The 13,689-nt window shown below is 72.9% G+C and carries 11 protein-coding genes; 4 read left to right on the top strand and 7 right to left on the bottom strand.

The annotated features are described in order from the left end of the window. Nucleotides 1-5: 5 nt before the first annotated feature. On the top strand, nt 6-1,151 hold the full coding sequence (locus GLX30_RS00460; RefSeq protein WP_159682260.1) for an acyl-CoA dehydrogenase family protein: 1,146 nt from the start codon (nt 6-8) through the stop codon (nt 1,149-1,151). Nucleotides 1,152-1,246: 95 nt separating this feature from the next. On the opposite strand, the gene GLX30_RS00455 is transcribed toward GLX30_RS00460, so the two are convergent. The 3 genes from GLX30_RS00455 to GLX30_RS00445 form a co-directional block, all read right to left on the bottom strand. Next, the gene (locus GLX30_RS00455) at nt 1,247-2,941 is read right to left on the bottom strand and encodes a hypothetical protein (protein ID WP_244257927.1); all 1,695 of its coding nucleotides are present in this window, start codon (nt 2,939-2,941) and stop codon (nt 1,247-1,249) included. A 66-nt stretch (nt 2,942-3,007) separates the two neighbouring features. Next, nucleotides 3,008-3,667, bottom strand: coding sequence for an IS607 family transposase (locus tag GLX30_RS00450; protein WP_244257926.1), 660 nt, complete (start codon nt 3,665-3,667; stop codon nt 3,008-3,010). A 27-nt stretch (nt 3,668-3,694) separates the two neighbouring features. Then, nucleotides 3,695-5,092, bottom strand: a complete 1,398-nt coding sequence (locus GLX30_RS00445; RefSeq protein ID WP_244258394.1) for a trehalase family glycosidase — start codon at nt 5,090-5,092, stop codon at nt 3,695-3,697. Between the two features lie 667 nt (nt 5,093-5,759). Here GLX30_RS00445 and GLX30_RS00440 point away from each other — a divergent pair. Together GLX30_RS00440 and GLX30_RS00435 are read left to right on the top strand one after the other, a co-directional pair. Then, nucleotides 5,760-6,461, top strand: a complete 702-nt coding sequence (locus GLX30_RS00440; protein ID WP_159682256.1) for an indole-3-glycerol-phosphate synthase — start codon at nt 5,760-5,762, stop codon at nt 6,459-6,461. Beyond that, a complete protein-coding gene (locus tag GLX30_RS00435) occupies nt 6,445-7,407 on the top strand; it encodes an alpha/beta fold hydrolase (protein WP_244257925.1) in 963 nt (320 codons plus the stop codon). The genes GLX30_RS00440 and GLX30_RS00435 overlap by 17 nt, the downstream gene beginning before the upstream one ends. 69 nt (nt 7,408-7,476) lie before the next feature. Here GLX30_RS00435 and GLX30_RS00430 read toward each other — a convergent pair whose 3' ends face one another. The 3 genes from GLX30_RS00430 to GLX30_RS00420 all read right to left on the bottom strand — a co-directional run bounded on the left by GLX30_RS00430 (nt 7,477) and on the right by GLX30_RS00420 (nt 10,325). Further along, on the bottom strand, nt 7,477-8,115 hold the full coding sequence (locus tag GLX30_RS00430; RefSeq protein WP_159682254.1) for a DUF6875 domain-containing protein: 639 nt from the start codon (nt 8,113-8,115) through the stop codon (nt 7,477-7,479). Then, nucleotides 8,112-8,714 carry a hypothetical protein gene (locus tag GLX30_RS00425; protein WP_159682252.1) on the bottom strand — a complete coding sequence of 201 codons (603 nt, stop codon included), beginning with the start codon at nt 8,712-8,714 and terminating at the stop codon, nt 8,112-8,114. The genes GLX30_RS00430 and GLX30_RS00425 overlap by 4 nt, the downstream gene beginning before the upstream one ends. 231 nt (nt 8,715-8,945) lie before the next feature. After that, nucleotides 8,946-10,325: an aminotransferase class V-fold PLP-dependent enzyme gene (locus GLX30_RS00420; RefSeq protein WP_159682251.1), complete on the bottom strand. Its 1,380-nt coding sequence runs from the start codon at nt 10,323-10,325 to the stop codon at nt 8,946-8,948. Nucleotides 10,326-10,594: 269 nt separating this feature from the next. Between GLX30_RS00420 and GLX30_RS00415 the strand changes: the two genes are divergently transcribed. Beyond that, a complete protein-coding gene (locus GLX30_RS00415) occupies nt 10,595-12,046 on the top strand; it encodes a multicopper oxidase domain-containing protein (protein WP_159682249.1) in 1,452 nt (483 codons plus the stop codon). Here the strand turns inward: GLX30_RS00415 and GLX30_RS00410 are convergent. Continuing rightward, entirely contained in the window at nt 12,039-13,493 is a 1,455-nt protein-coding gene (locus GLX30_RS00410) for an MFS transporter (protein WP_159682247.1), read from the bottom strand. The two genes, GLX30_RS00415 and GLX30_RS00410, sit on opposite strands and share 8 nt — an antisense overlap. Between the last annotated feature and the right edge of the window lie 196 nt (nt 13,494-13,689).

Below are 13,689 nucleotides of genomic sequence, written 5' to 3'. Positions count from 1 at the left end.
CCGAAGTGATCCGATGGAACACCGAACAGACCGAGTTCCGCGAAGGTCTGGCACGGTGGGGTGAGGCGCTCAGCGCCGACCACATCGAACTGGACGAGCAGGCCACGTTCTCCTGGGACAAGTGGAAACTGATCCAGAAGACCGGCATCCTCGCCCTGCCCTTCGAGGAGGAACACGGCGGCCTCGGCCAGTCCCTCCTCACCACCATGTACGTCCTCGAAGGCCTCGGGGAGCACTGCCAGGACGCCGGCCTGAACTTCTCGGTGACCACCACCCTGGCCAGCACCGGCATCCCCCTCACCCGGTTCGGCACGCCCGAACAGAAAGAGAGGTACCTGCCCCTGATCTGCTCCGGCGAGGCGATCGGCGCCCACGCCATCACCGAGTCCGAGGGCGGCTCGGACGCGATGGCGATGACCACCCGCGCCGAACGCGACGGCGACCACTTCGTGCTGAACGGCAGCAAGACGTTCGTCAGCAACGGTCCCGTCGCGGACGTGTTCGTTGTCTACGCCCGCACACGCCCCGACGGCGGAGCACTCGGCGTCAGCGCGTTCCTCGTGGACCGCGACACCCCCGGCCTCACCGTCGGCAATCCGATCAAGAAGATGGGACTGCGGACCTCGCCGCTGAGCGAGCTCTACTTCGACGGGTGCCGCGTCCCGAGGACCAGGGTGCTGGGCCGGGTCGGCGGCGGGTTCATCGTCCTCGACCACGTGATGAAACGGGAGGTCCTCTTCTCCTTCGTCGTCAACGCGGGCGAGATGCAGCACCGGCTGGACCGCTGCCTCGACTACGCGAAGACCCGCCGTTCCTTCGGTAAACCCATCGGCTCCCACCAATCGATCGCCAACAAGATCGTCGACACCAAGATCGGCCTGGAGACAGCCCGCAAATGGCTGTACGACACCGCCCAGCGCCTCGACGACGGCGAGAACGTCACCATCGACCTGGCCATCGCCAAACTCCTCACCAGCCAGGCCAACGTGGCCAGTTCCCTGGCCGCCGTGCAGATCTTCGGCGGGCACGGATACATGTCCGAGTACGGGCTCGAGCAGGGCGTGCGCAACGCGGTCGGCGGCACGATCTACTCGGGCACCAACGAGATCCAGTACAACCGCATCGCCTCGATGCTGGGCCTGGGCACGTGACACCCTCCCCGCCCTCCGGGGCGGGGAGCCGTCACCCGCCGGCCTCCGCCACCGCGGCCGCCGCACCGGCCGCGGTACCGGCCTGCGCACCGTTCCTATGCGAGTTGGCCAGTGTTGGCCGAATCGCATGAATCCGGACGGGTAGTCCGGTGACCTCGCGAACGGTCTTCGAGGTCGGGGAACAGCGCGAGTTGGTCACCCTGGCACGGTCGAGTCTTGTCGCCTCTGGTTGGCGTGCTCGCTCTCCTGGGTGGGCTCGCGGTCCCACACGGCCTCGGAATGTGTACGGTCTGGCCGGTAGCTCTCCGCTCCACCATCCGCTGGTGGTGGGCGGTCACACCTGGCCGACGCCGTGCGCCATGTCCGAGGCCGCGTCGTCCGATTGCCACGCTGGCACCGTGGTGCCGTGTGACGGTGGTCTTGGTCTGCTGCTGGAGCGGGGTCTTCCAGTACCGCTCGCCCCAGATGGAGGTGTAGGCCGGATCGACTGCGATCACGACTAGTCCGTTGTGGAAGGCCATGCTGCGCAGGCGTTCGCGGAATCTAGCGGTGGGGATGCCTGCGACGGTGCGGCGGAACTTCTTGCCCCGGCCGCCGCGTCCCATGGTCTCCCGGCCGGCGGCGCGAGCGTCATCGAAGCCCAGGTTCTCGATCGCGATTCCCGCGCAGTGATGCTCGCGGGCGACGGTGACGAGTTCGGTGATCGCCGCACGAAGGCGACCATCCCGCTGCGATGCCGGGCCGGTGATGGCGATGGGTAGGGTGATCGGCTCGCCGACCGGGTTGCCGTGCGGGTCAAGGACGTACGCGGCCAGGTGGTCAGCGTTCAGGTCCACGCCGAGGATGCGCTCACCGAAGGACCGGACCTCTTGCGGCGACGGCGAGACGGCGGTGTCCGAAGACCAGGACGCGTCGATGTACCAGCGGCCCCGGTCCGGTTCGTACACGATGTCGTAGCGCACCGCCCGGTGGGCACAAGCGCGGTTGAGCCACTCCTCACGGCGATGTGAGAAGCCGACAGTGCAACCGAGCTTGTACCGGCCGCGAGGTGCGTTGGCGAGGTGCCGCAACGGTTCGGGCAGCACGAGCGACACTTCGCCCGTTTCCGGGTGGACGGTGATGGTGTAGTTGCCGTAAGGGGCTGCGGACTCGCCGTCAGCGGTGAGGAACAGCCGGGCCGCTTCCCACTGCTCATGCCACTCGGTCTCAGTGAGCTGTGCGTCTGCAAGGCTGTGCCGGACCTTGGCCAGTCGTCGGCCGCCCACCACGATGGCGGGGCGTCCCTGCTCGATCCGCTCCTCCACATCGGCCAGGCGGGTGTTGAGAACGGCAAGGCGGCGCTGCTTCTGCCAGCGCTCTGCCCGGTCCGGGTAGCCCCGAGTCCGGCCCTGACGCTGCCCACACGGCACCGCCAGACGCCGCTCGATGATGCGGACAGCGCGGCGCAGGCCGGCTCGCTCGTCAAACAGGCACCGCAAGCTGAGCTGATACTGGTCCTCGCTGGCGCGGGTCATGGCACCGGCCCAGCGGGAGGAGGAGACGGCGGTGAGCTTCTTCTTTCGCTCCGCCCGCCGGTTCTCCTTCACCTTCACCCGGCCCAGACGGACTCGCTCGGCGAGGTCTGCCCGCTGGTGACGGCCGTTGTGCTCACCGACCAGACGCAGAATCTCCGCCTCCTCGGCGGTCATACGGAGCCGGTCCCGGATACGGGCACCAGACGGTGCGGCGACGGTGAAGGGAGCGGCCATGGTGCGCAGTTCACGCTTCTTGCCGCGGCGCTCGCGTGGCACCTGCCGACCTCCCCTCACATCGCTCCCCAACCAAGGAGAGCGACACTACACATGACCAACCCTGGCCTACAAATCACCTTCGCTCACAGTGGACTTGACCGCCCGCGTCAACGCTCGGGCCTTCGCCGAACGGGCACCGTACAAGCGGCCGGAGAACGAGGTGACCACCGCCAGCATGTCCCGCACCAGATCACCGTCATCGCTACCGTCCAGCTCGTCATCCCCATCCGCGATCTCCAAACGGCATCCCCACGACGGCAACACCACCTCGGCCAGCATCGAGGTACCGAACCGGGCCAGCCGCTCCTCATGCGTCACCAGCAGGGTTGTCACCGAATCCCCCTGACACGCCCGCAAAGCGCGCCGCAGCCCCTTGCGCTTGTCCGACAGGCCCGAAGCCACATCGGTGAACTCGCCGACCACGATCCGGTCACCGGCCGCCTCACGCAGCCTGACCATCTGCCGGTCCAAGTCCCCCTCCGCCCGCTGCCGGTGCGACGACACCCGCCCATACAGCACTACCCCACCCACCTCAGGCAGCCGGGGCTCCCCACGACGCCGGGACAGCCCATCAAGGTCCCCGACACGAAAGACCCGACGCCCGCCAGGCGAACGCCGGTCCTCCAGCACCCCCTCAAAGGTGTAGCGCCGCAGCGTCCGCGTGGACACCCCCAACCGCTTCGCCGCCCTACCCGTAGAGATCCAATCGTCATCCCTATCACTCATGTGAGGGACTCTATGACCTACCGTGGCCTACAACTGCATCAACAGCTGATTACCCGCCTTCGCGGCCGGGCCGGAGCGTGCCAGCAGATCGAGGACGACGGCGGCGGTCCAGCTGAAGCCGGTCGCCCCGCGCGCCTGCCCGGTGTGCGGATCGACGTACTCGGCGAAACCGGAACCACCTGCGAAGGCGAGCACCGCCTGCTCCAGGGCGTCGGCCAGGCCCGCCTCGCCGTGCTGCCGCAGCCCCCGCTCCAGGAGCCAGTTCACGTTGAACCAGGCCGGCCCGCGCCAGTAGCGGGACGCGTCGAAGGCACGGCCGCGCAGGTCGTAGCTGGGCACCAGGGCGCAGGCCGTACCGAGCCCGAAATGCGGCCCCCTCATGGTGCGCACCAGGGACTGCGCGACGGGCCCCGGAAGCGACGGAAGCGCCAGCGGCAGCAGACCGGCGACGCTCCTGTCGCGCACCAGGGCGCCGGTGCGCACGTCCCGGCACAGGAACAGCCCGGCCTCCTCGTCCCACAGCCGCTCCACCAGCGCGGCGGTCAGCCGCTGCGCCCGGGACCGGTGCGGTGCCGCGTCCTGCCCCAGCTCGCCGGCGACGGCCGCCAGGGCGTGCTCCGACAGGGCCAGCAGCGCGTTGAACCCGGGATCCTCGACGACGAACGCGTGCTCCGTGCCCGCGTCGCGGTAGCCGTGGTCCCGGTAGTGCGCGGCCAGAGCGACATACCGGCCGTAGTCCAGATCGGTGGGCCGGTCCGCACGGGCGCCGTGACCGAGGTCGGCCCGCCGGAAGGAGCCGGCCGGGGCCGGTTCCACCCGCTCGAGGGGCTCGTCCCAGCAGGGGCTGTTGTCCATGCCGGGCTCCCACGGGTGGAGCACGGCCGCCAGCCCTTGGCCGCCGAAGTCGCGGCAGCGCAGCAGATAATCGTGCCAGGCCACCAGCGCCGGCCAGGCCCGCTCCAGGAAGCCCCGGCGCCGTGAGGCGTCCGGGTCGCTGCGGTGGACCAGCCAGGCGGCCAGCGCGTGCACGGGCGGCTGCACGATGCCGGACGTCTCCGCCCCGGCCGGGGCGCCCGCCGCCCGGCCCGCCGTGGAGGACCGCCAGAAGTCGGGGCTCGGGAAGTACGCCCCGAGCGGCACGGCCGGGTTGAAGACGATGTGCGGGATGCGCCCGTCGGCCCACTGGGCGGCCAGCAACGTCTCCAGCTCGCGCTGGGCCCGCTCGGGCGACAGATGGCGCAACCCGATGGCGATGAACGCCGAGTCCCAGCTCCACTGGTGCGGATACAGGGCGGGGGAGGGGACGGTCGAAGCGCCCGTCCAGTTGCCCAGCAGCACCTGCGCGGCCTGCCGGCGCAGCTCCTCGAGCCCGGCGGCCGGAGCCGCGGCGACGGCCTGCGCGGGCCCGGCCTGCGGCGGAATCACGCCCTGCGCGGGACCTGGCTGCGGCGGGGGGACCTGGGCCCCGGCAGGGACCTGCGGGGGCCCGGCCTGCGGCGGGACGAGGGGGCTGCGCGGCCTGGAGGCGTCGAGGGGAAGCTCACCGGGTGGCAGGGGCGCCTTCGGAGCGGCCTGCCCGGGAACGAGCGGGCCGCGGACGCGTTCCACCAGGGAGCTCCAGATGCTCGGGACCGCACGCAGCGGAGGACAGCGACAGGGTATGCGCCGCCCCCGCGGGAAATCACCACCCCCGCACAGTGACATTCCCGACATAAGCTCCCCGGGGATGTGCGCCCGGCCCCACACGCCCGGGGCGGCCCGCCCGCGCGTCCCGCCACCTCACCACGCGCCCCCGGGCGGCCCGCCCGGGGCTCCGCCTGCCGCCTCACCACGCGCACCGCAACGCCGGCGCAACGCACCTCCCGCCCGCCCCGCCCGCACCTCCCGCGCGCCGGGCGGACCCGCCCGCGGCCCCCTTGCACCCCGCTTGCCCCCGACACGCTTTGCTGCCCTGAGGGCCCCCGGCGCTCCGGCGCAGTGCCGGCGCCCTCCACCGGCACTGCGCCCCCGCTCCGGTGCGCCGGTCCAGCCTGCCTTCCGGCGGCCGGGCCGGCACACCGCACCGCACCTCTCGCACGCGAAGGAGCCTCCCTTGACGTCGTCCCGCTTCATCGAAGCCCTGCTCGGCGCCGAACGCCCCCTGGTCATGGAGGTCAAGCGGCGCGACGCGCACGGCATCGACCTCATGTCGGGCCGCACGCCCGCCGACATCGTCGCCGGCTACGAGGCGGCCGGCGCCCCCTGCATCTCCGTGGTGACCGGACGCTGGTTCGGTGGCACCCCCGACCTGCTGCGCGACGTCGCCCGCCTCACCGAACTCCCGCTGCTCCAGAAGGACTTCATCACCCGCCGCGACCAGCTCGAGACCGCCAGGACCCTCGGCGCCTCCGCCGTGCTGCTCACCGCCGCGCTGCTGCCGGCCTCCAGCATGCGCTCCCTGGTGACCGCCGCCCTGCGCACCGGCCTCACCCCCTTCGTCGAGATCACCGGCGAGGCCGAACTCGAGAACGTCCCGCACGCCGACGAGTGCGTGATCGCCGTCAACAACAAGGACATCAAGACCCGCGAACAGGACACCGGCGACATCGGCCGCAGCCTGGCCCTGCTGCCCGCCCTGACCGCCGCCGGCACGCCCTGCCCGGTCAGCGCCAGCGCGATCGACACCCCCGAGACCGCCGTCCGCCTGCTGCGGGCCGGCTACCGGGGCCTGCTCATCGCCACCGCGCTGCTGCGCACCGAGGACCTGCACGCCTGGCCCACCGTCAGCAGCGCCCGCCATGCCCCGGCCGCCTGAACCGCCCGCCGCGCCCGCCCCGTCCCGGCCGGCAGCCGCCCCCGCCGAGCCCGGGCCCGGCGCCCGTCCGGGGACGGCGGCCGCCGCGAGTCAGGGCGTGCGGATCGAGGAGATCACCCTCGACGCCGGCGCCCTTCAGCTGTCCGCCCTGTACGCGAGACCCCATCCCGCCGCCGGTGAGCCCCGGGCCGTCGTCGTCGCCGTCCACGGCCTCGGCATGCACGCCCGCTACTTCCACTCACCCGCCCACCCCGACCTGTCCCTGCTCACCCTCGCCGCGCGCCTCGGCCACCCGGTCCTCGCCGTCGACCGCCCCGGCCACGGCCGCCTCGCCGCCCGCCACCCGGACGGCCAGCCGCTCGCCGAACAGTCCGCCACCCTGCACCGGGCCCTCGCCGCGTTCGCCCGCGAACACCCCACCGGCGCCGGGTTCTTCCTCCTCGCCCACTCCTACGGCGGAAAGCTCGCCCTGCACGCCGCGGCCGACGACACCGACGACACCCTGATCGGCCTCGACATCTCCGGCCTCGGCCACCACTACGCCCCCGCCGCCCGCGGCTTCCCCGCCACCCTCGGCGGCGGCGCCTGGAGCCTCAACTGGGGCCCCATGCACCTCTACCCGCCCGGCACCTTCCAGGGCGCCCGCGCCCTGATGGCCCCCACCCCGCGTCGTGAGGAGCACGACCCCGGCCCGCCCTGGCCGCTGCGCTACCGGCAGCTCGCCCCCCGCGTGCGGGTCCCCGTCCGCCTCACCTTCGCCGAGCACGAACAGTGGTGGCACACCGACGACGCCGCCCTCAGCGCGATGGCCGCCCGCCTCAACGCCTCCCCCCGGGTCCGCGTGGACCGCCAGGACGCGGCCGGCCACAACATCAGCCTCGGCTGGGCCGCCCGCCCCTACCACCTGCGCGCACTCGCCTTCCTCGAGGAGTGCCTGCGCCGCTGACCGCCCCACCGCACGACGCTGCCCCGCCCCCTGCGACAGGGGGGCGGGGCAGCAGCGTGAACGGAACCGTCAGGACACCACCCGGCTCACCAGCTCGTCCCGCATCCGCGCCGGGATCCCCGGCGCGAACTGCCGCAGATAGTGCGCCAGGTGCAGATCCGTGTTCACCAGGAACGGCAGGTCGAACACCAGCAGCCGGCGCACCGCCAGCAGCGGCACCGGCGAACGCAACGGCCGGAAGTCCTCGTTCCACAGACCCGGCTCCGCACACACCGGATGGAACTGGCCGATCATCAGCCCGTCGGCGACGAACTCGTCCTTCGCCGCCCGCTGGAGCGCGTCCAACGGCGCCGAGTCCGACCGGTCCAGATGCGGCAGCACCATCAGCAGCGTGAGCAGCTCCCGCTCCTCCGCGTCCAGGTCCACCGCCAGCTTCTCGTACCAGACCCGCAGATGCGCCACCGCGTCCGCGAGCTCGGCCTGGTCCGTCCCCGCCGCCGGCACGGCCAGCAGGAACAGGTCACGGCGCAGCGACGGCTGCGTGTACGGGCACACGGGGCCGCTGCGGCCCAGCGCCGGATGCCCGTTCACCAGGAACTCGCGGCTCCATTCCAGCACCTGCCGCAGCGGCCCGGCATGCTCCGGCGGCACCGTGTCCCGCTCCACCTCGGAGGCGGAGAAGATCCTCAGCGTCTCGTCGCCCCTCACCGCGGATCCCTCCACAGCGGCTCCAGCGACGGCCCGCCGTCGCCGAGCGTGAGCGCCGGCCCGGCCGGCGTGAAGCCGTGCCGCAGGCACGCCGCCCGCCCGCCGGGCGAACTGGCCTCCGTGTACACACCCACGCCCTGCGCGTCCGCCCACGACGTCACCTCACCCACCAGCGACGACAGCACACCCGCGCCGCGCGCCCGGGGGGACACCGCACCGAACGCCAGGTAGTAGTGCGGCCGGCCCACCGGATGGTGCGCCGCCTGCAGGGCGGTGATCTCCGCCAGCCGGGCGGCGTCCTCGCCCAGCACCCGGGCGAACTGCTGCCCGTAGGCGTCACCGTGCCGCTCCACCTCCTCCCAGCCGCCCGGCGGCAGGAACGTCATCACCGCATCCCGCCCGGCGGTGGTGCGCACCGCGTCGAACGCGAACGACATGGAAAGGAACACCCGGAAGAAGTCGGGCAGCACCGCGGCGCGGCGCCCGTCGTCGGGAGTGATCCACCGGGTGAGGGGATCATCGAAGAAGGCATCGGCCAGCAGCGCGGCCAGCACATCGGAATCGGCCCGCGACGCGGGCCTCCCGACACGTGCCGGCACCACCGGAACTGTTGACGAGGACAAGGGACCCATCCCTCCAAAGAGAACGGCGCCGGCCGTCCGCGCCCCGCACGCCCCGCCCCGCGGGCCCGGCCGGGGCTCACGGGCCCCGGCGGCCCGCCCGCCGCGCCGCCGGCGCAGGGCACGGCGAAGCCGTGCCCGCGCCCGCGCCTCACGGAGGGCGGCACCAGGTCCCCGCTCACCGGCGGACCGGCCCGCGGAAAAAAGGGCCTACTGCCTCCCGGCGGCCAGGGCGGCCAACTGCTCCACCCTGGCGTGGAGCCGGTCGAGACGGAGCTCGGCCTCCGGCTTTATCAGGACACTGCGCATCACCCGCGCCGCACCGGCGTCCCGCACAACCCGCGGATGACGCCGGGCGAACGCGTCGGCGTCCGCGCGCAGCACACTCAGGAACACCGGATCGTCGGCCGCGTACATGCCCTCGTGCAGCAGCCGCTCACAGGCCGCGTCGACGGACGCGAGCGAGAACGGCCGCACCGCGGGCACATACGTGACGATGTCGAGATCCGGCCGCTGGTACAGCTCCAGCACGTCGGAGCCGGCCAGCAGGTCCGCCCAGCGGAGCGCCGCCCGGCGGCTCGCGGCGAGCATCTCGCCGAAACCCTCCCGGTTCAGCGGCAGCAGCTGCAACGTCAGCCACAGACCGGCCGCCGCCGCACCCGCCCGCGAGCACTCCAGGCTGATCTCGCCCAGATGCAGCTCCGCCTGCGTGAAGTACGTGTAGGGGGAGTCGTGCGCGAAATGCCGCCCCGCCCCCGGGTCGTTGAACAGCACCGCCCCGCAACCGTAGGGCTGCAGACCGTGCTTGTGCGGGTCGACCACCACCGAGTCGCACCCGGCGACCGCCGCCCACGGCCGCGGGTCCAGGCCCACCGGGTCCGCGGAACGGCCCAGCAGCGCGTAGAAACCGCCGTACGCCGCGTCCACATGCACCCGCGCCCCGTGGCGGCGCGCCATCGGCAGCACCTCGTGCACCTCGTCGACCGCGCCCAGCCCCGTCGTCCCCAGCGTCACCACCACGGTCCCGACCCGGCCCGTGGCCAGCAGCCGCTCCAGCGCCTCGAGGTCGATACGGCCCCGTGCGTCGACCGGCACCCGGTGGCCCTCCATGCCCAGCACATGGCACATCCGCTCATGCGTGTAATGGCACTCGGAGCTGTAGGCGACACCCCGGCCCGGATGGGACTCGCGCGCCACGTACAGCGCCTCCAGGTTCGCCATCGTGCCGCTCGTCGTCAGATGACCCAGCGGCTCCTGAAGACCGAACATCGCACCGAGCGCGGCGACACACTCGCGTTCCATCTCGGTGGTCGCCGGACCGCCCTCCGCGGCATGGTTGTTCGGATTGAACAGCATCGCCGTCACATAGCCGACGACGGCCGCCGGATGCGGCGCCTTGACCATCTGCCCCGCGTACGACGGGTGGAAGAACGGATAGTTGTCGTCCAGCCGCTTGGCGAACCGCTCGAAGACCGGCGTGAACGCCGCGTCGTCGATCCGGTGACTGGGATGGGCGGTGAACGGGCCGAACCGCTCCCCGAACCGCTCGAAGACGTCCACCGCACGCGGAAGCCAGTACCGAAGATCCACGACAACGTCCTCCCAGAGCGGCACGACCGACGCCCCAGGTATACGGACAGCGGCGCAACGCCCCCGCAACGCGAGCCCCGCCCGGCCCGGCCGCGACCCGCCCCCGAGGCCGCGCACATCCCGCCCGCGCCTCGCGAGACCCCACACCTCTGGTGCCGGAGTGCCCCGCCCCGGGCCCCCTTCCGCGAAGCGCGGGCGTACCCGAGTGCCGTGCGAGCCGCCCGTGCTGCACTCAGCCCGCCCAGCCCCTGCCCTCAAGGGAGAAGACCATGGTCACCAGACGCCGCGTGCTCGGCGCAGCGCTCGCCACCACCGGAACCTCACTGTTCACCGCCGCCGCTCTCACCCCGCTGCTCCAGGCCCGCAACGCCCAGGCCGGCACCCGCCCCGCCAGCGCCCCGCTGTTCGCCACCGCGCTGCCCGTACCGCCCGTCCTCGCCCCGTTGTCCACCGCCGGCGGCAAGGACACCTACGCCCTCACCCTGCGTCGCGCCCGCACCGAGATACTCCCCGGCATCAGCACCGAGGTCCTCACCTACAACGGCCACTTCCCCGGCCCCACCATCAAGGCCAGATCCGGCCGCCCGGTCGTCGTCCACCACCGCAACGCCCTGGAGAACCCCGCCTCCGTCCACCTGCACGGAGCCTCCGTCCCGGCCGGCGACGACGGCGCCCCCATGGACACCTTCGCCCCCGGCACGACCCGCACCTACACCTACCCCAACCGGCAGCCGCACGCCACGCTCTGGTACCACGACCACGCCCACCACCACGAGTCCGAACACGTCTACCGCGGCCTGTCCGGCTCCTACCTGCTCACCGACGACACCGAACGAGCACTGCCGCTGCCCGCCGGCTCCTACGACATCCCCATCGCCCTGCGCGACGCCCGTCTCGACGAACGCGGCCGCCTCGTCCACGAGATGGACGACGCCCTCGGCCGCACCACCCTCCTCGCCAACGGCAAGCCCTACCCCTACCTCCAGGTCGCCGCCCGCAAGTACCGCTTCCGGCTGCTGAACTCCTCCAACCTGCGCTTCTTCCACCTGCGCCTCGCCGACGGCGGCCCCATCACCCAGATCGGCTCCGACGGCGGCCTGCTGCCCGCCCCCGCCACCCTCGACTCCCTGTGGCTCTCACCCGCCGAACGCGCCGACATCGTCATCGACTTCTCCCGCTACCCCGTCGGCACCCGGCTCGTCCTCGAGAACACCCTCGGCCCCGGCAGCCCCGAACAGGTCGGCCAGGTCCTGCGGTTCGACGTCGTGCGCACCGCATCCGACCCCAGCCGCGTCCCGGCCGTGCTGCGCACCCTGCCACCGCTGCCCACCGCGACCGCGGAACGCTCCTTCGAACTGCGCATGAGCGACGAGAGCGGCGCCCCGACCGCCCAGGGCCTCATCAACGGCCGGGTCTTCGACCACGACCGCATCGACACCCGCATCCGTCACGGCGCGAGCGAGATCTGGACCGTCACGAACCCCAACACCCTGGTCCCGCACAACTTCCACCTGCACCTGGTGCAGTTCAGGGTCCTCGCCCGCAACGGGCAGGCCCCCGACGCCTCCGAGTCCGGCCTCAAGGACACCGTGCGGCTGCTGCCCGGCGAAACCGTCCGGCTGCACGCCACCTTCGACACCTACCGCGGCACCTACGTCTACCACTGCCACCTGCTCGACCACTCGGCGATGGGCATGATGGCCCAGATGCGCATCAGCTGACGCCGGCCGCCGGCCGCCTCCGCAATCCGGCGGCGGCCACCAGCGCCACAGCCGCGAACCCGGCGCCCGCGACGAAACCGGCCGCCGCCCCGCCGCCGTGCGACGCCACCGTCACCAGCGTCGCGAGCCCCACCGAACCACCCACGCTCTGCACGGCGTTCAGCACCCCGGACGCCGCCCCCGCCCCGTCCGGCGCCAGCGACGACGTCGCCAGCACCGTCAGCGGCAGCACCCCGCACGCCATCCCCGCCCCCAGCAGCACCAGCGCCGGCAGCACCACCGGGTAGGGGCCCGTCGCCGACAGCGCCAGCCACCCGTTCCCGCACACCAGCAGCCCCGCACCCACCGCCAGCATCCATCGCGCCCCCAGCCGCCGCAGCAGCCGCTCACCACCGGCCGCGGCGAGCGCCGTCGTCACCGGCAGCGGCAGCAGCGCACACGCCGCCACCAGCGCCGACCAGCCACGCCCCGCCTGGAAGAACTGGTTGAGGAAGAAGTACGTGCCGATCACCGCGCCCGGCACCGCGAGCGTCGCCCCGTACGCCAGCAGCCGGTCCCGGTCGGCGAACAGCGCCGGCGCCACCAGCGGCTGCCGGGCCCGACGTTCGACCACCGCGAACAGCACCAGCCCCACGACCCCCGCCAGCACACTGCCCGCCACACTCATGTCGCCCCACGGCCGCTCCGCCGCCCGCGCCAGCCCGAACACCAGCGCCGCCGCGCCCAGCGCCGACAGCAGTGCCCCCGCCGCGTCGAGACGGCCCCGCACCCGCGGCGTCTCACGGAGCACGAACGGCGCCGCCACCACGATCGCCACCCCCACCGGCACATCCAGATACACCACCCACCGCCACGAGCCGAGCGAGGTCAGCGCACCGGCCAGCAGCAGCCCGCCGGCCGTGCTGAGCGCCCCGGCCGCCGTGCACACCGCGATCGCCCGCGTCCGCGCGGGACCCTGGGGAAACATGCTCAGCAGCAACGCGAGCCCGCTGGGTGCCGCCAGCGCCGCACCCACGCCCTGCACCGCCCGCACCGCGATCAGCATCTCGCCCGACGAGGCCGCGCCACGCAGCGCCGCGGCGGCCGTGAACAGCCCCACCCCGGCCATGAACACCCGCCGCCGGCCCAGCAGATCGCCCAGCCGCCCGCCGAGCAGCAGCAGCCCGCCGAACGCCAGCAGATAGGCCGTCAGCACCCACGAGGCGCCGACGGCCGACAGACCCAGGTCGGCCCGCATCCCCGGCAGCGCGATGTTCACGATCGGATCGTCGAGCTGGATCATCGCGTTGCAGCCGGCGATCACCGCGAGCGCACCGGCCGCCCGCCGCTTCCTCCCCGCACCCCCGCCCGCACCGGATCCGGATACGGACCCGGACCCGGACGCGGTCGTGGGCCGGGGCCCCGCCGGGGCGGCCGGCACGGTCTGGTCGGAGAGCTGCGCGGTCAAGGTCGGCCTCCTCGAGATGCTTCCCGGCGCGGACAGCGCCCCCGGCACGCTCTCAGGGACCGCTCGAGAAACCGTCGACACCCGCTCGCACCGACACCCCGCCGCACGCGGCGCCACCGGCCGCTGTCCACCGGCCGGCCGGTGCCGCCTCGAGACCCGGTCCGGATCCACTCGAACCGCCCTGGCCGGCCACCGG

The sequence above is a fragment of the Streptomyces sp. Tu 2975 genome, assembly GCF_009832925.1.
Taxonomy (GTDB): Bacteria; Actinomycetota; Actinomycetes; order Streptomycetales; family Streptomycetaceae; genus Streptomyces.
Note: the sequence above shows the minus strand (reverse complement) of the source record. Positions and strands in the feature narration are given on the sequence as shown.

Coding starts and splice junctions, on each gene's coding strand:
- GLX30_RS00415 (WP_159682249.1), top strand. CDS start 10,595: ATGGTCACCAGACGCCGCGTGCTCGGCGCAGCGCTCGCCACCACCGGA.
- GLX30_RS00435 (WP_244257925.1), top strand. CDS start 6,445: ATGCCCCGGCCGCCTGAACCGCCCGCCGCGCCCGCCCCGTCCCGGCCG.
- GLX30_RS00450 (WP_244257926.1), bottom strand. CDS start 3,667: ATGAGTGATAGGGATGACGATTGGATCTCTACGGGTAGGGCGGCGAAG.